Annotated in this window: 19 protein-coding genes, 3 pseudogenes and 1 riboswitch; of the genes and pseudogenes, 14 read left to right on the top strand and 8 right to left on the bottom strand. The window is 58.8% G+C overall.

The window, feature by feature from the left end:
* Positions 1-187 precede the first annotated feature (187 nt).
* Positions 188-379 carry a hypothetical protein gene (locus NKJ89_RS28825; protein ID WP_352607529.1) on the top strand — a complete coding sequence of 64 codons (192 nt, stop codon included), beginning with the start codon at positions 188-190 and terminating at the stop codon, positions 377-379.
* A 176-nt stretch (positions 380-555) separates the two neighbouring features.
* Here NKJ89_RS28825 and hemN read toward each other — a convergent pair whose 3' ends face one another.
* Positions 556-1,917, bottom strand: coding sequence for an oxygen-independent coproporphyrinogen III oxidase (hemN, locus tag NKJ89_RS28820; protein ID WP_023778367.1), 1,362 nt, complete (start codon positions 1,915-1,917; stop codon positions 556-558).
* A 1,004-nt stretch (positions 1,918-2,921) separates the two neighbouring features.
* Between hemN and NKJ89_RS28815 the strand changes: the two genes are divergently transcribed.
* From NKJ89_RS28815 to NKJ89_RS28800, 4 genes and pseudogenes are all read left to right on the top strand, one after another.
* Complete coding sequence (locus tag NKJ89_RS28815) at positions 2,922-4,079, top strand: porin (protein ID WP_352607527.1); 1,158 nt, start codon at positions 2,922-2,924, stop codon at positions 4,077-4,079.
* Between the two features lie 18 nt (positions 4,080-4,097).
* Positions 4,098-4,361 (top strand): annotated as a pseudogene (locus NKJ89_RS28810) (thiazole synthase); the annotation flags it as partial.
* Between the two features lie 75 nt (positions 4,362-4,436).
* The gene (locus NKJ89_RS28805; RefSeq protein ID WP_352607525.1) at positions 4,437-4,715 is read left to right on the top strand and encodes a beta/alpha barrel domain-containing protein; all 279 of its coding nucleotides are present in this window, start codon (positions 4,437-4,439) and stop codon (positions 4,713-4,715) included.
* Between the two features lie 203 nt (positions 4,716-4,918).
* Positions 4,919-5,311: a bifunctional hydroxymethylpyrimidine kinase/phosphomethylpyrimidine kinase gene (locus NKJ89_RS28800; RefSeq protein WP_352607523.1), complete on the top strand. Its 393-nt coding sequence runs from the start codon at positions 4,919-4,921 to the stop codon at positions 5,309-5,311.
* A 218-nt stretch (positions 5,312-5,529) separates the two neighbouring features.
* Here the strand turns inward: NKJ89_RS28800 and NKJ89_RS28795 are convergent, their stop codons facing one another.
* Entirely contained in the window at positions 5,530-5,691 is a 162-nt protein-coding gene (locus NKJ89_RS28795) for a hypothetical protein (RefSeq protein ID WP_352607521.1), read from the bottom strand.
* Between the two features lie 98 nt (positions 5,692-5,789).
* Between NKJ89_RS28795 and NKJ89_RS28790 the strand changes: the two are divergent.
* A pseudogene (locus NKJ89_RS28790) lies at positions 5,790-6,283 on the top strand (MaoC family dehydratase).
* 790 nt (positions 6,284-7,073) lie between these two features.
* Here NKJ89_RS28790 and NKJ89_RS28785 read toward each other — a convergent pair.
* The gene (locus NKJ89_RS28785; RefSeq protein ID WP_352607517.1) at positions 7,074-7,550 is read right to left on the bottom strand and encodes a type II toxin-antitoxin system VapC family toxin; all 477 of its coding nucleotides are present in this window, start codon (positions 7,548-7,550) and stop codon (positions 7,074-7,076) included.
* Positions 7,547-7,849 carry a hypothetical protein gene (locus tag NKJ89_RS28780; RefSeq protein WP_023671839.1) on the bottom strand — a complete coding sequence of 101 codons (303 nt, stop codon included), beginning with the start codon at positions 7,847-7,849 and terminating at the stop codon, positions 7,547-7,549. The genes NKJ89_RS28785 and NKJ89_RS28780 overlap by 4 nt, the downstream gene beginning before the upstream one ends.
* Positions 7,850-8,240: 391 nt before the next feature.
* Here NKJ89_RS28780 and NKJ89_RS28775 point away from each other — a divergent pair, with 391 nt between their 5' ends.
* The 6 genes from NKJ89_RS28775 to metE all read left to right on the top strand — a co-directional run bounded on the left by NKJ89_RS28775 (position 8,241) and on the right by metE (position 18,599).
* Positions 8,241-8,579: a recombinase family protein gene (locus NKJ89_RS28775; RefSeq protein WP_352607515.1), complete on the top strand. Its 339-nt coding sequence runs from the start codon at positions 8,241-8,243 to the stop codon at positions 8,577-8,579.
* A 621-nt stretch (positions 8,580-9,200) separates the two neighbouring features.
* Positions 9,201-10,538, top strand: a complete 1,338-nt coding sequence (glyA, locus tag NKJ89_RS28765) for a serine hydroxymethyltransferase (protein WP_352607513.1) — start codon at positions 9,201-9,203, stop codon at positions 10,536-10,538.
* 53 nt (positions 10,539-10,591) lie between these two features.
* Positions 10,592-11,767, top strand: coding sequence for a methionine adenosyltransferase (gene metK / locus NKJ89_RS28760; RefSeq protein ID WP_352607554.1), 1,176 nt, complete (start codon positions 10,592-10,594; stop codon positions 11,765-11,767).
* A 49-nt stretch (positions 11,768-11,816) separates the two neighbouring features.
* Entirely contained in the window at positions 11,817-12,809 is a 993-nt protein-coding gene (locus NKJ89_RS28755) for an adenosine kinase (protein ID WP_023812682.1), read from the top strand.
* A gap of 878 nt (positions 12,810-13,687) precedes the next feature.
* Complete coding sequence (locus tag NKJ89_RS28750) at positions 13,688-15,382, top strand: alpha,alpha-trehalose-phosphate synthase (UDP-forming) (protein ID WP_352607511.1); 1,695 nt, start codon at positions 13,688-13,690, stop codon at positions 15,380-15,382.
* Between the two features lie 568 nt (positions 15,383-15,950).
* A riboswitch (cobalamin riboswitch) is annotated at positions 15,951-16,152 on the top strand.
* 95 nt (positions 16,153-16,247) lie between these two features.
* Positions 16,248-18,599, top strand: a complete 2,352-nt coding sequence (metE, locus tag NKJ89_RS28745) for a 5-methyltetrahydropteroyltriglutamate--homocysteine S-methyltransferase (RefSeq protein ID WP_352607552.1) — start codon at positions 16,248-16,250, stop codon at positions 18,597-18,599.
* 444 nt (positions 18,600-19,043) lie between these two features.
* Here the strand turns inward: metE and NKJ89_RS28740 are convergent, their stop codons facing one another.
* On the bottom strand, positions 19,044-20,099 hold the full coding sequence (locus tag NKJ89_RS28740; RefSeq protein WP_352607509.1) for a cytochrome-c peroxidase: 1,056 nt from the start codon (positions 20,097-20,099) through the stop codon (positions 19,044-19,046).
* A 956-nt stretch (positions 20,100-21,055) separates the two neighbouring features.
* Here NKJ89_RS28740 and NKJ89_RS28735 point away from each other — a divergent pair.
* Positions 21,056-21,409: a hypothetical protein gene (locus NKJ89_RS28735; protein WP_023737108.1), complete on the top strand. Its 354-nt coding sequence runs from the start codon at positions 21,056-21,058 to the stop codon at positions 21,407-21,409.
* Positions 21,410-21,546: 137 nt separating this feature from the next.
* Here NKJ89_RS28735 and NKJ89_RS28730 read toward each other — a convergent pair whose 3' ends face one another.
* Both NKJ89_RS28730 and NKJ89_RS35815 read right to left on the bottom strand, forming a co-directional pair.
* The gene (locus NKJ89_RS28730) at positions 21,547-22,551 is read right to left on the bottom strand and encodes a glycosyltransferase family 10 domain-containing protein (RefSeq protein ID WP_352487196.1); all 1,005 of its coding nucleotides are present in this window, start codon (positions 22,549-22,551) and stop codon (positions 21,547-21,549) included.
* Positions 22,552-22,675: 124 nt separating this feature from the next.
* Positions 22,676-23,291, bottom strand: a pseudogene (locus tag NKJ89_RS35815) (transposase); the annotation flags it as partial.
* A gap of 400 nt (positions 23,292-23,691) precedes the next feature.
* Here NKJ89_RS35815 and NKJ89_RS28720 point away from each other — a divergent pair.
* Complete coding sequence (locus NKJ89_RS28720; RefSeq protein ID WP_023783325.1) at positions 23,692-24,162, top strand: Ros/MucR family transcriptional regulator; 471 nt, start codon at positions 23,692-23,694, stop codon at positions 24,160-24,162.
* Between the two features lie 219 nt (positions 24,163-24,381).
* On the opposite strand, the gene NKJ89_RS28715 is transcribed toward NKJ89_RS28720, so the two are convergent.
* A complete protein-coding gene (locus NKJ89_RS28715; protein WP_023679670.1) occupies positions 24,382-24,594 on the bottom strand; it encodes a cold-shock protein in 213 nt (70 codons plus the stop codon).
* Between the last annotated feature and the right edge of the window lie 285 nt (positions 24,595-24,879).

The following is a 24,879-nucleotide window of genomic DNA, read 5'->3' as shown; positions in this document are numbered from 1 at the left end:
CTCGGCATTTATGAAGCGACCGAGCGCCAGCGAGTGGTCGTCGGCGGGCTCGATGGCGGCATCAGGTCAGGGAACTCGGCCTCCATGATCATCTCCGATTTAATTCAAATTTGTCTGTATATATTGACGATTGCACTACCTTCACCTCGTAGACGGCAATGCGGGCGGGTAGAGAGGGTTCTATAATATGACAAGCGATTTTTCCGCCGCCCGAGTGCATTTAGATCGAGCGTATGACTACCTTCGTGGGGATGACCCGATGAGTCAAAGGGGCCGCGAAGCCTTGGACCTGCTAATTGAGGCGGTTGCCGTCGAAGAGTTCAAGCAGCCACGCCAAAGCGCTGAGGTGCTAAGGTTTCCGATCGGGCGCCGCTGCTGAGGTAATCTCCACGGCCGCCATGTAGCCTCGCGGGTGAGGCGCTCACGGCAGGGACTCGCCGCCCCGTGAGGGCCGGGAACGAACGCATTGGCAAACGGAAAGCCCACTTGCCAGACCAGCGCCCGGCCGGCGTGGCAAGTAGGCCGGCGGTTCCAAGCGGAGACATTGATGCCGGACTATGTCGTGCTTTGCATCGCATTAAGCTGCTGCGGGATATACGTAACGCCATCCCTAAACACATCGAATGCGGCAGCGACAGCGCGAATCCCAAAGCGATGCTCCCGCCGCACGCGGACAAAGCCGTTTTCGAAGTCCACTATCCCGTCCTTGGCCAGCATGGCCAAGCGCTCAGCCGAATCGCGAAGACGGATCGGATCAGATCCGTGGGCGACACAGATTGCCGGCACGTCAGCCTCGAAATCGCACATTAATCGCTCGATAATTGCGGCTCGCACGCGGTCGTCGTCTGTGAGGCGATGGCCCTTCGATGTAGCCAGTCGGCCAGCTGCGATGTGCTGGATGTAGGAATCCCGTGTAACTTCGTTTTGAACGTATCCCTGGCCGATGCGGCCGATAGCCGACGCGCCGAAACCGATCAGGGTTCTGCAGGTATCGGCCGAGTAGCCCAACGAGTTACGTCGCAGGCGACCTGTTTCCTGTGCCAGCGCGAGCTCGTCGTCCGGCAAGGCGAAATGGTCGAGCCCGATCTGTCGGTAGCCGGCGGCAATCAGCGTCACGGCGACAGCCGCATACTGTTCAGCGCGGGCAGCGCTGTCGGGAAGAAATTCCGCCTCGATGAGGCGCTGATTCTTTACTTGGGATGGGATGTGCGAGTAGCCGAACAAGGCAAGCCGGTCGGGGCGCATGGCGACCGCCGCCCTCACTGTTTCGACGCACGACTCCACCGTTTGACGCGGCAGGCCGTAGATGAGGTCGAAGTTGATGCGGCTTACTCCATGCCGGCGCAGCACTTCCACGGCAGCCGACGTCTGGGCCTCGCTCTGGATTCGGTTGATCGCTTTTTGAACAATGGGATCGAAGCTCTGTACGCCCAGGCTCGCGCGGTTCACGCCGGCCGCTCCCAAGCCTTCCGCCATCTCGGGCGTGAGTGTTCGTGGATCGATCTCGATGGCGACCGTAGCTGTTTTCGAGATGGCGAAGCGGCATCGCAGGAACTCCATCAGAGCGAGGAACTCGGCTGGTCCGATGAGAGACGGCGTTCCGCCGCCGAAATGTATGTCGCTCACGGGCAACGTCTTCGGCACTCGCTCCGAAACCAGACGGATCTCGTCACGCAGCGCCGCCAGATAGTTGAGGATGGGCGCATCACGGCGGGTGATGGTGGTTGGGAAGCCGCAATACCAGCAGGCTGATCGGCAGAACGGAACGTGCAGATAGAGTGACACCGGATCATCAGCCGGCAGGTTCCTGAGCCATTCCTCATAAGCCTCGGCGCCGACCGCCCCAGAGAACTCCGACACAGCCGGATAGATAGTGTACCAAGGCAGCCGGGCCTCTCGAAATTTCGTGGTCTGCAACGGTCACCGTCCCATGCTGATAACATCCAACCTTACCGCTGCGCTCGCCTGCGTCTTTGCGCTATGTCAGTCCGTTCCGCTTTGGGCTCGAAATTTTTTAGCAATGGGCGCCGTTCAGTCTTGGCTGGACAGCGATGGTCTGAGCGCACTCGGTCAGCGACTGACGATGGTGTTCCCGCCGAAACCCTCACGCGCACCGTTTTGTTCGACGTCCCTTCCCTTCATCTGCGCGTGGGAGACTCTTCTGAGCGCAGATGCCGCATCCGATGAGACAATACGGTGTTGGGTCCAGACTTTGCACGCCAGCTAGCGCCGCCCATAATGATCTCTGCCGTCTCGATGAGCTCGTTGTGTGAATTGCTGGCAAGAAGCATTAGCTGTGGCGCGCCGCTTCAGCACGAAAACCTGCTCGACGCGACCGTCAGGTCCGCCGCAATGCCAAGGCTGGCGCCTACCGACTCAGTGGTGCAAGACTGCGGCGCGTGGTTATCGACCATCAGCTCGCCAAAGTGACGGCGTCGTACCGAGCGGTGGCCGCCGCATGATGCCTCAACGGCGGGGCTCACAGCAAACAATGCCGTCGCCATTAAGCCAAACTGTCGCGAAGCGAACAGACGAACCGTAGCCGAAACGTTTGCCGTTCGTGCTTGGGTGGATCCGCAAGGCAAAAAGAACGGAAGCGCGAACCAAGGTCCGCCCGCAAATTTGAGCTTCAGCCGCAGCTGGGTCGTCAGGGTGGCACGTCATTTGCAGTCGCACCCTTTGTGAGGCCCGCCGCGGAGGTGAAAAGGGTAATTGTACAAAAATGTTGTATGATCGTCTGGAGTGATAAATGCTTAATAAATGTGACAGCAAGTCTCAACCACATTCTGAATTCTCCTAAGCATTAGCACGGCAGTTGCAGCAACACTCCTAGAATTAATCTTGATTCGCTATCAATCGTTTGCTTAGCAAAAATCATTTATCGGTCTCGATTCCTTTTACCATTTAGACGGAGATCAACAATGACCATTGGGAGCCTCCTCCTCGGCTCAACTGCGGCACTGATCGCCGCTTCGGACGCTCGCGCCGTGATCATCGTCCCCGAGCCTGATCCCACTGAGTACCTCAAGATCTGCGACGTCTACGGCTCCAGCTACGTCTATATTTCAGGCACCGAGACCTGCCTGCGCATCGGCGGCTATCTTAGCTACTACGTGGGCCTGGGCCATGTCGGATTGTTTTACCACGCAAGAACCTCAGATGTGAGGACTGGTGAGGATCAGGGTACATGGCAAAACAACACGCGCTTCACACTGAAAGCTTGGACCGGCCGGGAGACCGAACTCGGCACGTTGAAGACCTACACCGAAACCCGCGTGAATTTCGGTAACCGCCACACTTCGGTTTCGGACAGTTCTCGGTCCTATGCCTTCAACGGAGACAGCATCTTGACTTTCGCCTGGATTCAGCTTGGTGGCCTCCAAGTTGGTAAGGACTGGTCGGCCTTCGACAAGTTTATTGGCGGCGCGGGTGACGTACTCAACCAGACGCCGGTTCCGTACGGCGCTTTGGATACCAATGTGGTCCAGTACTACTTCGACGCCGCGAACGGCTTTTCCGCCGTGGTTTCGCTCGAAGAAGGCTCAGGCGTGGTGGGCGCAATCGACAACTACGCTCCGCACATAGTCGGCGGCTTGAAATACACGCATGGCTGGGGAGCGATCACCGGCGTTGCTGGTTATGATAGCAACTACGAATCGGTAGCCGCCAAGGTCCGTGTCGACATCAATGTCACCAACGAACTGTTGCTGTTCGGAATGTTCGGCTACGGTTCCAATGGCAAGCTCAACGACGACTCCATGAACGCGATCGACGCTCATGGTCGCGGCTTCTATAAGATTTGGGGCGGGAACTGGGCTTTCTGGGCTGGCGCCGCTTACGAGGTCAACGGGACAACTTCGTTCAACCTTCAGCTCTCGGGTGATCAGCTCAAGAACTATGGTGTCGCTGCGAACGTCGCCTACGCGCTTCTTCCAGATTTCACAGTTACGGCTGAACTCGACTACGACCGCTACGGAGGCTCCGCCGTCGGAAAGGTGAAAGCTTCCGAAGTGAACTGGGCCAATGCCAACAAGAAGAGCAGTGTCGGCGGTATCCTGCGTTTCGAACGCTCATTCTAATGCGATGAAGCGTTGAGCTCCGAGGTCCAGTTGATGCGCGGACATTTCCCCTACATTCCGTTGATTGTGGATCCACGGCTCGGACGGCCGTCGTACGCGGCGACCGTCATGGAGCTCAGGTTTGACGCCGTGCTCCTGAACACGGCGGTCCCGAGGGCGGCCGATCCGGTCGGCATGGCGCGTGCGTTCGGCAAAGCGGTCGATGCCGGTCGTGAAGCTTTCAGCTCGGGAATGCTCGAACCGCGCTACCCACCGACGATCGGCAGGGCCGTCTTCTCATGAAGTCGTGGACGTGCCGGCGGGATTGACCGGCTGGTGCCGCTCGGCGTGAGTCTGGTGCAGCTCCGGATAAAGGATATGGACGAGAAAGGACTGACGGAAATCCGCTGCGCGAACGACGCCTGCGCGGTCCATGGTTGCCAAGTGAGCGTCAACGACTATTGGCGCACGGCAATCGAGGAAGGCTGCGACTCGTCCATCTTGGTCAAAAGGATTTGGCTGCCGCCGATGCTGACGATGAAATACGCCGGATTGAAGCTCGGCCTTTCGATCCACGATCACACCGAACTGCGCCAGTGGCCGAGCCGGAGTATGTGGCGCTCGGCCCAGTCTATCCAACTAGCCTCAAGAAGATGAATGGGCGTCGCAAGGGCTCGAGCGGATCAGCGAGTGGAAGCACCAGGTCGCGCCGATCCCATTGGTCTCCATCGGCGGCCTCAACCTGACCGGCTCGAAGGCGTTTTTCGAGGCTGGCGCGGAAAGCGCAGCCGTGGTCACCGACTTTGCGCTGAACGACGCCCCAGAAGCGCGCACGCGAGAATGGATCGAAAGACAGAGCAATGGCGCTGGGGCGAGAACCGCATCTGCTCGTCGTTGTCGGGTCAGATTCCCGCGGTGGGGCTGGAATTGCCCGCGAGATCGAGACGATCGCTTGCCTTGGCGTGCGCACCTGCCTTGCTGTCAGCGCGCTGACGGTGCAAACCCATGAAGACGCCTTGGAAATCCAAGTTACGCAACCCGGTCTGGTGGCGGATCAGATGCGCGCTACGCTTCAGCCTAACAGAGTGGCCGCCACCAACATCGGCATGCTCGCAACGGCTGAGATCGATCGTCGCTGCGGTTGCCGCTGTGCTGCGCGAATATCCGCGCATACCGACAATCCAGATCCAGTGCTGCTTCCACGTCAGGCCGAGCGCTTCTTGAAGCAAGCGCTATTCCGCATAATAAATTAGCATCTGATGCCGCTTTGCCGTGTCGACACCCAATGTCATTGAACTGGCGCTTCTTGCCGGCTCAGAGCTAGCGGCCAATGAGGTCGGCGCGCTTCAACAAGGACCACAAGCCACGCCGTCTGCTGGACTCCTCCAAATTCGAGACACGGATGGTTCCTATCCAGACAATTGATTTTATCAATCTGCGACAATACCGCATAGCGGCGCCGGCGGAATGATCACCGGTAGCAAGACGAGCTGTTTTCAGTGGCCTGCAGGACGCGCACCGTGACCGAGGTAGAAGCCAGCCCGTCTGCGGCCATGTTCGGATCGGCCGCATCGGTGCGCCGAATGAGATTGCCGGCGGAACGTTCTATTCGTGCAGCCGTGACGGCAGTCATCTCACCGAAGCCATCCTGCCGATGGATGGCCGGCAGTCGGTGCAGCATGGGGTGACACTGTTCACGGAATGAAGCCGCTCGCGCTTCGGACGGTTGAAATGGAGGACATTAGCGTGGAACCGATCAGTCTCGACGAGCTTCTGGCCAGCGTCGGCAAGGAAGTCGGCGTGTCGCCGTGGCGGGTGGTCTCGCAGCGGATGATCGACCAGTTCGCCGAGTCCACCGATGACCACCAGTTCATCCACTGCGATCCGGAGCGCGCCAAGCGCGAGACGCCGTTCGGCGGCACCATCGCACATGGCTTCCTGTCGCTTTCGCTTTTGTCGGCGATGACTTTCGAGACCATGCGGCCGCTCGAAAACTGCAAGATGGGTGTCAACTATGGCTTCGAATCGCTGCGCTTCCTGGCGCCGGTGAAAACCGGATCGCGCATCCGCACCCGTTTCGTACTGGCCGACATCAAGGTCAGGCCGTCGGGCTGGGTGCAGACGGCGCTGAGCGTGACGATTGAGATCGAGGGCTCGAAAAAGCCGGCGCTGACCGCGCGCTGGTTGACGCTGACGATGATCAACGCCAGCCGGAGGCGGCCTGAATTGCTCAACGAGCGCCAGCAGAGACGATCTTCACGTGCCGGGGCGATGTAGGCGACCAGTGCGCACCGATCGGCAACGCGGCGTCGGCTAGAGTGGCAGGAATGCCTAATCGGGGCTCCGTCTCGGAAGGGGCGTCGATGTATCGGAAGCGCTTCGGCTTTCGGCGCTGCATTCCTTCTTCACGAAGGTCCATGGAGAATTCCCGACCACGGGGTCGAAAGATCGGCTTGTGATCGGAGTGGGCAGATCCTCCCCGACTGAATCTGCCAATAGGGTGTTATCGAGTCAACCGGGTCGAACTTGAGGTCGCGGGTGTCGCTGATCGGCTGCTCGTCGAATTCGAGAGCTGCCAGCTAAAGGCAGAACACGGCGATGCCAACAGCTCCGCAGTTGATGTGGACGCCCAGAGCTGGGAGTACAGACCGACGAGTTCCCGGCGGGCGAACTTGCCAGGTAGCGCGCCAGACCAGTCGCGAGAAAGCCTCGATGAGAAGGCCCCCGAGCCGCGCGCGGCATCGACTACAGTGGCGTTTGGCGAGAGGCCTTCGAAGACGAGATCGAGTGTAAGATGGACGAGCTCGACGCGCGTATCGCGCAGTCCCTGCGATCGCGCCTTGTCCGCGGCGCTCGTGCGTGCGAACTGCTGGTAGATCGAGCTGACTAGATGAACCGGGATGGCATTAAAGCGGAACTGGAAGAGACGTCCCTGGCCGAACTAAGCAAGATCAATCCAGCCATCGCTAAAGGTAGGCGAACACGAGACGTTCGGACTCCGTGCCGCTGAAATCCTCAAATTGAATCGGCCGGACCATTGGAGCTATCATCACCCGCTTGGCTTGCAGAGCTACGGAGCGGGTTGATTATCTGAACGTCCTCGAAGTCCTTTTCATTGTCGGTCACTACGACACACTCGTTGGCTTCAGCTATAGCGGCAATGATTGTGTCTAGGGCGCTCCGCGAACGGCCTCTGGCTTTGCCGTTGGCCATCAGCCGCGCCCACACGAGGCCGGCTTTCTCGTCGAACGATAGCACGCGGCCAGCGAACAGCGCTTGCGGGCCTTCGGAGCCCTCGAACCAAGTTTCAAGGCTGCTGCGCTTTTTCCCCTTCGGCTTCTCTAGGATGCCTCGGCGAATTTCGGCGACAGTAAGCGAAGCAATGAAGAGGTCTTCGTCCTTCTGCGCGCCCATCCAGGCCAGCAACGAGCCCGAAGGCTCCGGCTTTATGACGTTGCTGATGATATTGGTATGAAGAAGGTAGCGCGTCACAGGTCGATCTTGCGCCCCTCTTCGCGCGGCCGGCTGAGGTCGAGGTTGGAGCCAACCAGAGGCGAGCGACGCAACGCGGCGAGAATGCTGCCCGCTTTCGGTGGCTCACCCGCCACGGCTTGCTGTATGGTCCGACGAAGCTGTCGGGCATCCGGCCCGCTCTCCGTTAATTTTCGGGCAAGAGTTCGCAGTAGATCGCGGTCTGCGTCGAACGCCTGGATCTCGAACCGCGCGATGCCGCGCTCAGCCAGGCGAGAGCGATAATTCTCGATGGCTCTCTTCTGTGCAGTGTTGCCCATCGCGTGCCTCCGTTCTCTATCCGGATATATAGCCATGGCTTCTTCGGGGCACAAGGTGCCCCGTCATCGGCCAGCACTGGCTCCTGCGCGACGCGCTATTGATAGAATTCCAGCTTGTCGAAGCACTGTGACTTGGCATCATTGTCGCGAAACGGAGTATTTCGCGTCAGGACAGGAACGCGATCATAGCGCGACCGAAACGTGCAACAGCCGGAAAGCTTCGTGCGGTCGCCGGCGCGGCCCGCGAACCGGCTGTGCCTGCGTCGCCGAAGCCCGATCGACGCTTCGTCAATCTGGTCCGGCTGCTGGCGCGACAGGCCGCACGGGATTTCGTTCAAGCCGAAACGGATAGCCAGACGCGAGACCGCGTCCCGGAGTAAGGGGCCGCCTCATGAAGGTCGCGCTTGGCGCTCGCTACTCAACTGACAATCACCGAGACGCCTCGATCGAGGATCAGTTGCGGCTCTGCTGCTTGCGTGCTGAAAAGCAAGGCTGGACAGTCGTCGACAGCAATACCCACGGCGCGATCTGCGGCGCGTCGCTGTTGCGTCCCGGCCTTCAGGAGCTGATCAGCGATCCGATGCAGGGCAATTCCGTGCTCGCAGAGGCGATGGATCGCCTGACCATGACCGCTGCAAACCGGGAGCAGGCCAGGCTGGGCAAACGTTGCAACAGATCCTTCAAGGAAATTCATAGACTCTTAGCAACTCCGGCTCGCTGTGAATGGTAGGCTTATTGCAACGTCTGAGGTCAGTGGTTCCAAACCCTGGCCCGGCTTGTCTTCGACTGGCCGAACTGCTTGCAATTTCGGCTAAAGGCAAGAAGAGCGCCCATTTGTTTGTTCGACATAGATATCGACGGTCGTCACGGCCACCGAGATTTGTCCGGTCGTTGGACAACCTTCGAAATCTGCAACTTCTGTGGAGAACGCGAAATGAGAAATTCGGTAGGACTTGGTCCTGAGCCATGATGACACTGGTTAGTCGCCTACGCATGGCAGCGCATCCTGACCGCCTTCGAATCCTGGGCCTTTGTGCGCATGCGGACCTAACTGTCTGCGAGCTAGCGGAGATTCTGAGCGTGTGTCGAGAGCGGGTTGCGCGACACGTCCGGCTGCTCGCCAGAGCCGACTTTCTTTGCTGCAACGAACAGCCTCCGTGGCGCTCGTACCATCTCAACGCAGGATCCAACGACGGCGGGCTGGTTCAATTATTGGTCGATCTCCTGCCCCACCGCGACGGCTATCATAAACAGGACCTGCAGCGGCTCGAAGCGGTACGAGACACCCGGCCGAAAGGGACCGCGTGCTTGATCGTGAAATAGGTCAATCCAATTGGAGCGCGAAGCTACCATGGACAACTCCGCAGACGGCGCAATCGCAAAGCCCGACACCCACGGGCGGTCTTCCTTGGCAGCGGTTGATTGCCGCGTTCACGAGCTGCTTCTGAGACAGGAGCGGCAGGAGCGGACGACCCTCAAGCTCATCGCCTCGGAGAACTTTGCGTCCTCGGCCGTGCTGGAAGCGAACGGCTCGATTTTCACGAACAAGTACGCCGAGGGGTACCCCGGTGCGCGCTACTACGCTGGAAACGAGATCGTTGATGAGCTTGAGAATCTGGCCATTGAGCGCCTGAAAACACTATTTGGCAGCGAGCATGCCAACGTCCAGCCTTATTCCGGCTCGCCGGCCAACCAGGCTGTCTATCGTGCGCTTTTGAGTCCCGGTGACAAAGTCATGGGCTTGCCCCTTCCGGAAGGGGGCCATCTGACTCATGGTTGGGCCATCAACTTTTCCGGAACTGACTATCAACGCGTGCCCTATGGACTAGATGAAAAGACACAGCAGATTGACTATGACCGCTTGCGCGAGATAGCCAAGCGGGAACGGCCGCGGCTCATTTGGGTCGGCGGAACCGCTTACCCGCGTGTCTTTGACTACGCGGCAATGGCAGAAATTGCCATGGAAGCGAACTCCTATCTCGTAGCCGACATTGCGCACATCAGCGGCCTGATTGCCGCGGGAGCGCACCCGAATCCCGTGGGCCATTGCGACGTGGTCAGCAGCACGTCCCACAAGTCGATCCGCGGTCCCCGCGGCGGCTTCATTTTGTCAAGGAACGAAGATCGCTATCAGGCCCTGTATCATACAAAGAGCAAATACAATCTCGCCAGACGAATAGACCGGGCGGTCTTCCCTCACCTGCAAGGCGGACCTCACATGAATGCCATCGCTGCGCTAGCGGTTGCCTTGCACGAAGCCGCGAACCCGTCCTTCCGAAGCTACGGCCAACAGACGGTCAAGAATGCCAAGGCTCTGGCACATGCACTGCTTGAGCGAGGTTATGACCTGGTGACCGGGGGGACGGACAATCACATGCTGATCCTTGATCTTCGCGATCGGCCACTATCGGGCAAGGCCTATGCCGAGCGACTAGCAAAGGCAGGAATGATCACAAACTTTAATATGGTGCCTGGCGACCCGCGGCATCCGGCGGTCACAAGCGGAATTCGCCTGGGGGCGCCAGCAGTGACGTCAATGGGCATGCGCGATGTGGAAATGGTGCAAATTGCTGGCTTCATTGACTCCGTCCTCCAGCGGCCAGACGACGAAGATCTCCATGCCTGCGTGCGAAGAGACGTTGCCGACTTGTGCGCTGCGTTCGAGGTCCCGGGCATCTGCGACAAGTAAGGTCGGCCAAGCAAAATGCCCATACCACATCCAACACCCGAAGCGAGGTATTCATGGCTAGGCAGTTCGTGTTCTCTTCCGAATCGGTTGGCGCGGGGCACCCGGATAAGTTGGCCGACAACATCTCGGATGCCATCCTCGATGCCATCCTCCGCACAGATCCCAAGGCGCGCGTCGCCTGTGAAGCGTTGGTAAAATCAGGGATAGTCGTTCTGGCTGGCGAGATTACCAGCGATGCGCAGGTGGATTATAGCCAAGTCGCGCGCGATACGATTCTCGACATTGGGTACGACGACGAGGCCGTCGGCTTTGACGGCCGGCGTTGCTCCGTCGTTCATGCCCTCACCGAGCAGTCGCCCGACATCAGCCAAGGCGTTGACGAGGGAAGAGGGCAAGACCTCCAGCAGGGAGCGGGAGATCAGGGCCTCATGTTCGGCTACGCATGCCGCGAAACCGATACACTGATGCCTTTGCCGATCCAGCTCGCTCATCGCTTGACGAAACGGCAGGCGTATGTCCGGAAGGCACAACAGCTTAGCTGGTTGCGTCCTGACATGAAATCCCAAGTCTCAGTGCGGTATGAGGGGTTGCGCCCGGTCGCGCTGGATACCATCGTCGTGTCGACACAACATGACGAGCAGGTCTCGCAAGAGACTGTCCGCGAGGGCGTCATTGAGGAAATCATAAAGCCTGTCCTGCCGACCCACCTGGAGACGGAAGGCATCAGAATTCTGGTCAACCCGACGGGGCGGTTCGTAGTCGGCGGGCCGCGCGGCGACTGCGGTCTCACTGGACGCAAGATCATCGTCGATTCCTATGGCGGGATGGGTCGTCATGGCGGCGGCGCCTTCTCGGGCAAGGACCCGTCCAAGGTTGACCGCTCGGCTGCCTATGCGGCCCGCTATGTCGCAAAGAACATCGTCGCCAGCGGACTTGCGGACGTGTGCGAGGTGCAGCTTGCTTACGCAATCGGCGTGGCTAGTCCGGTTTCCGTCATGGTCAACACGTTCGGGACAGCCAGGGTCGAGGAAAGCAGGATCGAGCGCCTCATTCTTGAGTTGTTCGATCTCAGACCGAAAGGCATTATCAAGATGCTTGATCTCTTACGCCCTATATACCGCAATACAGCGACCTATGGCCATTTCGGCCGTGAAGAGCCTGATTTCACCTGGGAGAAGACAGACAGGGCGGACGAATTGCGTCGCGAGGCAGGACTAGCCGCCCCGTGAAGCCGCCGGCGAGCGAATTGGCAAGCGGAAAGCCCAAGCGGAGACATTGATGCCGGATTATGACGTGCTTTGCATCGGCAATGCCATTGTCGACATCATCGCCCAGTGCGACGACGCTTTTCTGGTGACCAACGGCATCATCAAGGGTGCCATGAACCTCATCGATACCAAGCGCGCCGAGCTGCTCTACAGCCACATGGGGCCGGCGATCGAGGCCTCCGGTGGCAGCGCCGGCAACACGGCGGCCGGCGTCGCCAGCTTCGGCGGCCGCGCCGCCTTCTTCGGCAAGGTGTCCAACGATGCGCTGGGCGAAATCTATGCGCACGACATCCATGCGCAGGGCGTTGCCTTCGACACCAGGCCGCTCGAGGGCGAGCCGCCGACGGCGCGCTCGATGATCTTCGTCACCCCGGACGGCGAGCGCTCGATGAACACCTATCTCGGCGCCTGCGTCGAGCTTGGGCCGGAGGATGTCGAGGCCGACAAGGCGTCTGGCGCCAAGGTCACCTATTTCGAGGGCTATCTGTGGGACCCGCCGCGCGCCAAGGAGGCGATCCGGCAGACGGCGAAGCTCGCGCACGAGGCCGGGCGCGAAGTCTCGATGACACTGTCGGATTCGTTTTGCGTTGACCGCTACCGCGACGAGTTCCTCGATCTGATGCGCTCGGGCACGGTCGACATCGTCTTTGCCAACAGCGACGAGATCAAGTCGCTCTACCAGACCTCGTCCTTCGACGAAGCGGTGGCGCAGATCCGCAAGGACTGCAAGATCGCCGCCGTCACACGCTCGGAAAAAGGCTCGGTTATCGTGCGCGGCGACGAGACCGTGGTCATCCATGCGACCGCCATCAAGGAGCTGGTCGACACGACGGGCGCTGGCGATCTCTACGCCGCCGGTTTCCTGCATGGCTACACGCAGGGCCGCGACCTCAAGACCTGCGGCGACCTTGGCTCGCTGGCGGCCGGCCTGGTGATCCAGCAGATCGGCCCAAGGCCAAGGCAGAATTTGCGCCGCGAGGCGGAACGGGCTGGGTTGCTGTAGATGCGCGGGCAACTAACCAGCCGCCCTACTGACGCGATCATCGCAGTGGCGGAACTGTGTCAAAGCTCGCTGATAGCGACAGCCATTCGCTTCGGAGAACTGACCGATTCTGCTGCCGTGAAGCTCGCTGGAAGAGCGGTGCAAGGCGGGCTTGCCTTGACGGCATTCACCGTCATCGAGATCGCCACCGGCATTTTCCAGAAGCTCAGCTTGGGGAAGGCCAGTAAGGTTCCTGAGGTAACGGAGAACTCGCGGCGTCCGTCGGAGCACTTGACTTGCGATCACGTCCCACGATGCCGAATGCGGGCAGACTGGTTCGCCATTGGTATGGGACCAGCGGAATTGGCAGCAGGGCTTCATCTTCGTCAATCTCGACGAGGCGCCGGATGTGGAGCCCGGCATTCGCGGATGTCAGGAAGTGCTCGCCTGGCTGGTATTCACATCGCGGTCTGGCTTCCACGATTTTGGGATCGTCGAGGGCAACGAGGAAGGGATTCAAAAACGGGCCCTGACGGGCGGAAAGGGACTATCCCGCCCTCTCCGATCTCCGTGTCAAAACTCTTCGGCAGACGCAGGATCGCATCACGGGGCCCGGCAGCCTTGGCGGCAGCGACATAGTTTCAGTTCATTTCAACAGGTGCTGGCATCTACTGGGTGTATCTCTTATCCGAACAATCCAACAATTACCGCAAGCACGGTCCGCTCGATCGGGTCGCCAGCTATTTTCGCGATAAGCCGGTTCTTGAGGGCGCCGAAGCCGAAACGCGACAATCGGTCGCCATTTGCTCTGACGCTCGTCAGATTCTCGTCAGCAGGGGGTGTGCCAATCTGGGAATGCCAGTTGCTCCATCATGGGGAATATTCAACGGAGGCATGAAATGGACGCATTGAACAACGCCAACTCGCCGCGCCGGAACCTCACATGGCAAACTGGGGCTGTTCACGAACTAATCGCTTTTGAACAACCCCTGAGAGACTTGCCACAGGAGCGAGAACAACAAGCCGAAGTTGGCCCGTCCCGTCCTGTTGTCTCAGCCGCAGACCAGCGCTTCAACACGGCGGCCCAGCAGCCACATAGGAGTCTTATCGCAATTTCCAACCGCGGTGCGACTGTCAATTCTGATCAGCCCAAGACAGGCGGGCTTTCGGCGGCCCTGGAGTGCGTCGTGGAGCGTACCGGCGCGGTCTGGGTAGGTTTTTCCGAGCATCTTGGCGACGGGGATAAGCAACAGGTGCCCCTCGTGCAGCGTGGCAAAGGTCAAATCGGGTGGCTCGATGGGCCGGCAGCGGACTATTCTCGGTACTATCAAGGTTTTGCAAATTCAATATTGTGGCCGGCGCTCCACTCGCTGCCGGACCGGATCTCAGGCTCGGAAGAGGATTATAAAAGTTATCGCGACGTCAATGCCTTCATGGCGCGCGCGGTGTCCGAATTGGGAGATAACGCAGTCTACTGGGTTCATGACTACCATTTCCTGCCGCTCGGCGCTGATTTGCACAGACTCGGCATTGACCGGCCGATCGGCCATTTCCTGCATACGCCATGGCCCGAGTCTGACATGATGGAGCGCGTGCCCAATTCTGGCGAGCTAATGAAATGTATGCTCGAGTATGATCTGCTCGGTTTCCAGACCGACCGTGATGTGAGCAATTTCCTCGCCTGTGTCCAATCTCATTTGGGGCTGGAGAGCAAGAACGGGGTCGTTTTCTCGGACCATGGCCAGACGCAATGCCAAAATTTTCCTATAGGTATCGATCCGAAGCAATTCGAACAGTGTGCCGCAGATTCGCTTGAGGCGCAGAAAGCCTACATTTCGCAGTTGAAACTTGGTGGAGCAAAGCTAGTTATCGGCGTCGATCGGCTCGACTACACCAAGGGCATCGACAATCGGATTAAAGCTTTCGATCTGCTGGCAGTCGAGCCGCAACGTGTCTCGCTCTTGCAAATCGCAACTCCCTCACGTGGCGACATCCAAGCGTACAGCGAATATCGGCGCGACGTCGAAAGACTCGTCAATCAAGTCAACAACCGGCATGGCACGGACGAGTGGATGCCGATTATCTATGAGAACAGGTCGTTCACCCAAGCTGAGATCGCGGGTCTTTACAGAGCCGCGCGTGTTTGCGTTGTGACGCCGTTGCGCGATGGCATGAATCTTGTGGCGAAAGAATACATTGCTGCACAAGATCCGAGCGACCCTGGCGTTCTGGTGTTATCGAAGTTTGCCGGCGCGGCCGAAGACTTCGGCGAGGACGCCCTGCTGGTAAATCCGAGGCTCTCCGACGAGATAGCTACCGCGATCTCAAGAGCGGCCAGCATGCCGCGCGAAGAACGCATCCAACGCTGGCGGAGGATGATGGACAAACTTGAAGCGTATACGATCCACCATTGGTCAGCGGACTTCGTTCGGCAACTGGACAGCAGCCGGGTTACGGTCCCTGCGGATCACTTCCACTATGTTGGCTTGGGCTGGATCAGCGAGGCCCAAATGCCTTCGTATCGGACCGAGCCAGAATTGCACACCGCGCTGACGCGTGCACTGGATAAAAACTGGGTCCTGCCGATCGTATGATGCAGAATATGAAGCACGCGAGCTTTGCCTGCATTTGCGCATCCCTCAATGCCGAGCGCTTGGAGAGAGAGATACTTATCCTGACCGCCTGAATGCGGCTTAAGCGGCTTATCGGGACCACAGTCGGGCTTTGCATCAGACCCTTGAGCCAGGCTCCGTCAGTGTGGTCTCTTGCCGCCGAGCGGAGTCATCACGATTGCCTAGTCACCCGTGATGACGACTGGCGTGCCAATTCCCCTCGGACCACGGTTTGGCGCTCACTCCGAGAAAACCGCTTCTACCACGCACGCACGGCTTGCGGCCGCATCGTTAAACATCGCCACCAATGCGATCTTCTGCATTCTAATGACGTTGTCACGCGCTTGAAGTCTTGTCCGAAATCCTTCATCGGCGACCTGCGAGGGATGTCGCAGCCCGACAGGGATCCATTAGTTGGACAATGGTGGCAGCGGAGCAGCGCCGCCAATGGGCGACTGAATATTTCACAATGTTAGACAAGCGTAAAAGCGAAATCACATAACGACATAAACATTTCGTTATGCGTCATTGACAAAAGAGCGGACTGCTGTGATTGTCTGCGTGTCGTGGTTCTCGCGTGCGGCGCTGCCGCAGCGGAGCTAAGAGGGAAGCCGGTGCAATGCCGGCGCTGCCCCCGCAACTGTTAGCGGCGAGCCAATCCCACTCATGTCACTGAGGCGAATACCCTCAGGAAGACGGGTAGAGGCTATGACCCCGCGAGCCAGGAGACCTGCCACGGCGAATTACGTCCACGGGCGGGGTGTCTCGGTGGCCGCTGCAAGCCGGCGTTCGTGCCGGCCTGCTAGCGCCTTCCTTGTCATCGACGCCCCAACCATCGGGGTATGACATGACTGACTCTCAGGAAATTCCTGTAGCAACGCTCGGCGTGCCGCGCTTCGGTCGTCGGCGAGAACTGAAATTCGCGCTTGAAAGCTACTGGTCCGGAACATCGTCCGCTGGCGACCTTCTCACGACGTCGAAGGCGCTCCGTGCCGCTAGCTGGGAAGAGCAGCGCCATCGCGGCGTGTCGAAAATCCCGTCGAACGACTTCTCGCTTTACGACCATGTGCTCGACACCGCAGCCATGGTCGGGGCCGTTCCATCCCGTTACGGCTGGAATAGCGGCGAGGTCCCACTTGACATCTACTTCGCAATGGCGCGCGGCAACCAGGGTCAGACGGAGGATTGTGGACACGCTGGTCACCAGGAGGAGGCTCATGGACCTGGTGTAACCGCGATGGAAATGACCAAGTGGTTTGACACCAACTACCACTACATTGTGCCGGAACTCGATGATGATCAGACGTTCGCCCTCTCGTCATCGAAGCCGGTCGATTACTTCCTCGAGGCTAAAGCTCTCGGCATCCACACACGCCCAGTCATCCTTGGACCCATCACCTTCCTCAAGCTGGCGAAATCGCCTGCCGAGGGGTTCGGTCCCATCGCGCTCCTACCGCGGCTGCTGCCCGTTTACGAGCAAGTCCTGCAGAGGCTGAAGCTGTCGGGAGCCGACTGGGTGCAGATCGATGAGCCAGCGCTTGTCCTCGATCTGAACCCGAACGAACGAGCTGCGTTCCAATTCGCCTATGGCCAGCTGTCGAAAGCCGCGCCCGAGCTGAAGATCATGCTGGCTACGTATTTCGGGTCGCTGGGAGACAATCTCGAAACCGCGGTTTCTCTACCCTTGGCCGGGCTGCATATTGATCTCGTGCGCGCTCCCGAGCAGCTGGAAACGGTGGGTCGGCTCGCTCCGAAGGATCTGGTGCTCTCGCTTGGCTTGATCGATGGCCGCAACGTCTGGCGTGCGAACCTGCCCGCCATTCTCGACCGCATCAAACCGATCGTCGCCGGCTGGCCCTTGGACCGCGTCGAGATCGCGCCTTCTTGCTCGATGCTGCATGTGCCGATCGATCTGCGCATGGAGACGGAACTCGACGCCGACATCAGGTCGTGGCTCGCCTTCGCGGCCCAGAAGACCGACGAGCTGGTCTTGCTGGCCCGGGCCCTGTCCCAAGGCAGGGATGCGGTGGCAGGCGCGTTGAAAGCGTCTGCCGAGGCTGCCGCCACGCGCGTGACATCCACGAGGATCCATGACCCGCTTGTTCAGGGGCGGATCGCTAGCATTGAGGACAGCGCGAAGCGACGAGAGAGCGCATTTGGCGAGCGCTCCAGAGTCCAAGCCGGCTCACTCGGGCTGCCGCCGTTCCCGACGACGACCATCGGGTCCTTCCCGCAGACGCCGCAGGTACGCAAGGCGCGGGCCGCTCATGCGAAGGGCCAGCTGAGCTATGTCGACTATGAGACGTTCCTGAAGAAGGAGATCGAGGCTGCAATTCGCTGGCAGGAAGAGATCGGGCTGGACGTGCTGGTGCACGGTGAGTTCGAGCGAAACGACATGGTACAGCATTTCGGCGAGCAGTTGTCCGGCTTCGCGCTCACCCAGCATGCCTGGGTACAAAGCTATGGGTCGCGCTACGTGCGTCCCCCCATCATTTTCGGCGACGTATCGAGGCGCAATCCGATGACAGTGCGCTGGTGGCAATTCGCCCAGTCGCTTACGGAAAAGCCCGTGAAGGGAATGCTCACAGGCCCAGTCACCATTCTCAACTGGTCTTTTGTTCGCGACGACGTACCCCGCTCCGAAGCCTGCCGCCAGATCGCGCTCGCCATCCGCGACGAAGTGACGGATCTCGAAAGGTCCGGCGCAAGGATGGTCCAGATCGATGAGGCCGCCTTTCGCGAAGGATTGCCACTGCGCCAATCTGATTGGAAAGTCTATCTCGACTGGGCTGTCGAATGTTTCCGGATCGCTTCAACGGGTGTAAAGGACGCGACTCAAATTCATACCCACATGTGCTATTCGGAGTTCAACGAGATCATTCAGGCGATCGCTGGAATGGATGCGGATGTCATTTCGATTGAGACGTCGCGCTCGAAGATGGAACTGTTGGACGCCTTCACGAGCTCCAAATATCCGAACGAAATCGGTCCCGGCGTCTATGATATTCACTCACCACGCGTCCCGGAAGTCGGCGAGATTTCGGACTTAGTCATGCTTGCCCGCGAGCGACTGTCCGACGGCCAACTGTGGATAAACCCGGACTGTGGCCTCAAAACACGCAAATGGGAGGAGGTCCGCCCTGCCCTCATTAACATGGTCGCTGCAGCACGCGCGCTCCGGCAGAAAGTGCAGGCGTGAGGCTTCTCTTGCTCACCGTGTGGGGAGTTGCCGACTGGCGGATGTCGGCCGGGAATATGCCAAACCGATCACACTCTTGGAAATAAGCCACTCGGCGAAAATGTGCGATTTTTCTTCGGCACGTGTCCTCATCCCGCAGAAATAATGAATGTGACACTACGCTATAGTATTGGTCCTTGGGAACATACAGGCCCCGCGCCTCGAACAAATCGTACACACGTCGTTTCTCAAAGTAGACTGCTTGGCAAGTTCGCTCAGGCGGCGACAATATATGGTGCTGCGCGTCTGTCCGCTTCCCCAGTTGATTCGCGCAGACTACGGGCGAAGTGGCAGTTTTCGGGTATTGCTAGCCTCCCGCCAATTCGGAGATGAACGTGGCAATTCGTGTGGCCCAAGTAAAAGCCGCAATCATTTTCGATTGCGACGTCCGCAGCCAGTTGGCCCTTATTTTCCTGTGATCTGCGTTACAGGCCGGGGCGTTGTCGCCGTTTCGGAGGGTAGGATGGGATAAGCGACCTCGGGTGCCTCTCCGGTCAGCGAGTTGAGGAAGGCAACAAGCAGGTCAACTTCTTCGTCCGCCAGTACTACGCCAAGCTGGGTGGTCCCCATGATGGCGACGGCCTGTTTCAGATCCCAAACCTTGCCCGAATGAAAGTATGGCGCGGTGAGTGCAACGTTGCGCAGCGGCGCCACGCGGAAAACATAGTAGTCATCGGCTGCATTGGTGACCGCAAATCGGCCCTTGTCTTTGTCCGGCAGGACCTCGGCGCTGGGCTGTTCCACGAGGCCGAATGGGAAATAGGCTTGCCCACCAACGTTGATGCCGGCATGGCAGGACGAGCAGCCTTTGTCCATGAAAAGCGCCAGGCCCTGTTTCTGTTCGGAAGTCATGGCAAGCTCATCACCATTCAGGAAGCTGTCGAACGGGGCCGGTGTGACCAGTGTCGCCTCGAAGGCTTCGATCGCCTTGGCGAAGTTGTCGAAGGTGACCCGATCGGCTTCAGCCGGAAAAGCTGCATCGAACCACTCGACATATTGCGGCATGGACTTGAGCGTGGCGATGACTTGGTCCGGTGTATTGGCCATTTCGATGCCGGCTTGGACCGGTCCCTTCGCCTGAGCCTTCAGGTCTGCGGCACGACCATCCCAGAACTGAGCGATGTTGAAGACAGCGTTCAGTACAGTCGGCGCGTTGCGCTGTCCCTTCTGCCAACCATGGCCGATCGAGGTTTCGTGATTGTCGTCGCCGCCGGTGGCCAGGTTGTGGCACGAGTTGCACGACAAGACGCCTGACGCCGAGACGCGTGGATCGAAGAACAGTGCCTTGCCGAGAGCGATCTTTTCCGGGGTGATCGGGTTGTTGGCGACTGTCGGCGTGGTGGATGGCAAAGCCCTGAAGGTGGCCAATGCCGTATCTCTGAGGTCGGTGGGGATCGAATCCGCAGCAAAGGCGGTGGGTGCCAGCAAGGTGACAGCCATCGTTCTGAATAGGATTTTCATAAATGGTCTTCCTGCGTCGTGCACGCAGCCACTATGCGATCTGCGGCTCATGAACGCCCTGAGCTAGATCAGTTGAGGGAGAGGATCGGGGTCTGGCACCTGTTTTCGCGGCTGAGCTGGGACCCTCTTGGAAGTGTTCGCTCTTCTCGATTGGACTTCAGGGAGGAGGAGTATCCCTGCTCGGCAACCGTTTGTATGCATCAAAGCACGCCCTGAGGGCGGCTTCGTAGATTCGGTCACTGCGATCTTCCCGCCATCGTTGAGAAAGTCGATAGCATCCGCAAGAATGGCAATCTCTTGCACGATGTGCGCTGCACGCCTTGCGAAAAGTGACCTTCTGAAACCTCAGGGTTCATTCGTTCCTCCTGACCGGCTGATTGCGTGAATCGACGTTGTCGACACCCGCCGGCTGCACATTGTGATGTCACCAGCGATGGCGGTTTCAATACCTAAGCAGCGACGGTCTATGCGACAGTATGGACGTCCTATCGGAATAGCCGGTCCGCCTTGTCGATCGTCACACCGGCATATAGCTCCGCTTCTACGAACATCCCATCACGCGAGGAAAGACATGGCCAATACGCGCAGTATCGCCAATCTAGCCCTTGTGCCGGCGCGGCGCTTGAGCAGGTCCACCGGCTGTAACTGCCTCACACCTCGATCCACAGATCCTAGGCGATGACCACCTTGTCGTCATCATTTGACGGACGCGGGGCATTGGCCCATAAGCGAGCCACCGCAAACTGTGCGGTTGCCAATGCGTAATGATGTGAATTGGAATGATCTTCGGTTTGCGAAACACGCACGTCCGACGCAGCTTGCGTTGACAGAGGCGGTTTTACGCGCAATAGCACTTCCGTCGGCCTATTTTTGTGGAGTTCAATTGTGGTTCGGCCAAGGGAGCTGGGCACCGGACCGGCCCCGTGTAAACCTCATCAAAGAGAGAGAGACCCTGCATGGAAGAATTCTTACCGCGCATCGCCACTGGTGCCGGCATCGGCCCGGCTCTCGCAGAGAAGGGCGTTGGGTTAATGCTGGGTTTCCTGCAAAGCCACGCGGCCGACGGTCCCGTTGCGCGCATGATCGAGGCCATTCCGGGAGCTTCGGAATTAGTAGCGAAGTATCATGGCGACGACCCAGAGGGTGGCGGCCTTATGGGGCTTGGCCAGCAATTGATGAGTGAGGGTCTCAGCATGGCAAAGATCGCCGGCCTCGCCAACGAGACGATCGCCTGCGCCAAGGAACATGCCGGCGACGAACTCGTGGACGAGGTCCTCAATTCCGTTCCTGGCCTTCCCCAGTTCGTCTGATCAGCGGCAGCCGGGGGCGCATGACCTCGTGCGCCCGTGCCGGCCCGTCTGCGCAGCAGGCATTCTCCGCCGAGCGTTCCGTACCGATCTCGCCAGACCACCGACCGCCGGGCACGCGAAGCGAGCGTTGAAGTACTTCATTCGTCTATTCCAAAATCCACCTCAGGCGAATCGATGTGTATAATTTCCGGCGGTAAGGGTTTATCCTGAACGCTTTCGATGAAGCTCGCGAGATAAGCAAACGTATTGTATTTCTCGAGGACCAACCGCTTCGCCTCTCTTATTGCGCCGCGACGTTCCTTCCAGAGGTCCGAGTTGATGATTTCTTGAATTTTTGGGATTACGTTCTTGTCCTCTGGGTCAATCAGAACCATAGAGTCCGAAGGGAAGAACCTCGTGATTGCAGGGCTGCCGTAATAGATCGGCATTGTTTCAGCAACGAAGCAGTCCATAAGCTTCTCTGTAAAATAGTAATCAGCACGAGTATTCTCGAACGCTATACTGTAACGGTAAGGTGCGAGTGCGTTCCATTTATCTCCAATCAGCCGAAAACCTCGGCCGAACAGGTCAAAATCGAGCTCCTTTCTCAGCCGTTCCAGAAACGCCAGCCGATATCGATGTCCTTTAAGCAGGGCGATGTCACTGGTAATCCATGAGAGCCGAAGCGGCTTATCCACGACTTCGCTGACCAGAAGTTGGTCATATGTCTTGTTTACAGACCAAGACCGAGTGATAGGTGGAGACAAAACGAATCGGCGCGCTGCATTCTGCCGAGCAGCCAGCTCTGCGTCACACGTCAGGACGATAGTATTTTTCCCCTGCCCTTCATGAAACGCGCGATGAGCTTTCGTCGGCGGTTCGCCGATTGCAAAAATTGTCCTGTTTGGGCTCGCCTCGATATCAACAGGGAGCCCGAAAAGAGAAGCAGAGTTAAAGACGATATGCCAATCGGGCACGAAGGATGTCGTGCGAACAAAAGCGACATTGTTCCAGATTCCACTGCCCTTTGGAGTGAGATGGTGGATTGCATCATCCAAAACGCCCCAAGAATCTAGACATGTAGCAACAATGGGCGCCGGGCGTTCCGTCAACAATTTGGCCGACAAAGAAGTTTCACTCCCTTCACTCGTGAAGGTACTCAATCGCCATTCCGGATTGCGGCAACATTGGGCAGCATAAACCTTCCGGGACCCGCTGTCGAGGCAATTGTCGCTTTGCACTTGACCAGGTTCTTCCTCGCTTTGTGTGGTGAACAGGCCGGCTGAGTGGCAGCATGCGTGCCCTAATGAGTTCGCAGCCCGCTCTGCCCAATGGTACGTTTAATCGTCTTGAGGCGGTTGATCAGCCCTTCCGCCTGGCCGTTGCTCCACGGTAGTTCAATGGCATCGCGAACGGCGTCAGCGTCACGGCGTAGGACCCGACCGAAACGCGTGATGGCGACGGACCCGGAGTTGACGCCACGTCGATCGAAGTGTCGAGCTCGCCCAATTCACAGGCCCCGCAAAATGCCGCGGAAGCGCATGGCAAGCCTGCGCATAGTGGCAAACTCATGTGATCCCTGCTTAGGACGTCGACCTTTGTGGCCTGGTTGATCATCAGCACATCCCGAGGCTTCGTGCAGAGGGCCGGGGCGACTACCGGCGAGATCACACGGCCGGTCGCGGGATTCGTATGGGACAGCGTCGCTGGCTGGTTGACGCGTATGATTGAAGCAGGCGACGCACTGTCCTTGCCCGGCCTCTCGGCGCGGCGCCAACTTGCGAGAAGCCGCTCCAGATTCGAGAAGCTGCCTGTGTCGCCGCGCTGTTCGATATCGTGGAACAGGTGTCATCCGCAGCGAGGACCGGCTAAGAAACGCCTCGAAATACATTGATGTCCTTGGTTACCAGCGGCGGTTCCCAGCCCCTTGGAAGAGCGGCTCACCGGGCGATGAACTTACATTTGGCCATTGCCAATGAACGTCCATCGTCCCTGACGCCCACCAGCAAGCGATCACGATCCCTCGATTCACAGTCCAAAGAAGTAATACCGAGACAAAAATACCGCGCTTAGGCCCGAGACTACTAGCAAATTCGACGCAAAGTTACAGCCGGGACGCGTCACGCACCTCGGCAGCGTCGCCAACAACGAGTGGCTCAGCGTCACGACGGGAAATATGGCGCATCGATGTCGCTTCTGGACGAGCATTGGCAATAACGCTGTCGAGACATTGTTGCTTTCAGCGGCAACCGGCCCTATGAAGCGACGCTTCGCTGACTATGTTTCACCGCCTGGAGAGTTTCATGACAGAAGAAGCCGGAAAAAACGTCGACACCCTCATTGAGCTTGCCGCCGATGTCGTGTCGGCCTATGTCTCCAACAATCCGATCCCGGTGGGGGATCTCCCTGCCCTCATCGGCCAAGTGCATGCGGCTCTGAGAGCGACGGCCGGAGGTGTCTCTGCGCAAGAGCCGGTTGCCCTTACGCCTGCAGTCCCGATCAGGAAATCGGTGACACCGGACTACATCATCTCCCTTGAGGACGGGAAGAAATTCAAATCGCTAAAGCGCCATCTGTCGACCCACTATGGGCTGACGCCGGATGGATATCGGGCCAAATGGGGCCTGCCGGCGGATTATCCCATGGTCGCGCCGAACTACGCCGCGGCGCGCTCGACATTGGCCAAGACGATGGGGCTCGGCCGCAAACCGAAGGCGCCGGAAGCGCCGGAGCCTGCGCCGACGAAGCGAACCCGCAAGAAGGTCGCGGCTTGATTTCGGCAATCGAGATTCGTTCTGGAGCGTTGCAGCCATCGGCTTAATCTGCGCGTCATATAAAAAGGCGGGGCCAACCCCGCCTTCCTTTCAAACAACCTTGTTTCATGAGGAATTCGCGACGCCTGCAGCAATCTGCTGCCCTCAGTTTTTGCTCGGTCCCATCGAGCGGCCGTGAGGACTTATGTGCTTACTCTTGCCAGGACGCAGGAGAAAATTTCAACCAGCTTTGCTGAGGCTGCCAGCGGAGGACTTGCCCGTGCGGCGATCCTGCTCGATCTCATAGTTGATCTTCTGGCCGTCAGCGAGGGTCGAGAGGCCCGCGCGTTCGACAGCGGAAATGTGGACGAAAACATCCGGACCGCCATTGTCGGGCTGGATAAATCCAAACCCCTTGGTGCTGTTGAACCACTTTACCGTTCCAGTCGGCATATACTTGTTCCTTCTTTTACAATGCAACGTGGGCAGGCCATTAGGCCTGTCCGAGTCATAGCCGAGAGTTGGGCGCAGCAAAAAGCGAAAAATTGTTAAGCCCCGATCAGCTGGCGCACTCCATTGTGGGCGTAGCCGCCAGCAAGCACTGTCCTACACTACCGCTCGAGCGTGGCCGGAAGCGCCCAATTTCTTCCAACGCTCCTCAGCGCCACGTCGATGGCTCGTGTTTGGAGGCACGGGACGTAAGGCCGACCGCTGCTCGTGCCGCAGGTCAAAGGCCGG

It is taken from the genome of Mesorhizobium sp. M0047 (genome assembly GCF_040323315.1).
GTDB lineage: Bacteria > Pseudomonadota > Alphaproteobacteria > Rhizobiales > Rhizobiaceae > Mesorhizobium.
Note: the sequence above shows the minus strand (reverse complement) of the source record. Positions and strands in the feature narration are given on the sequence as shown.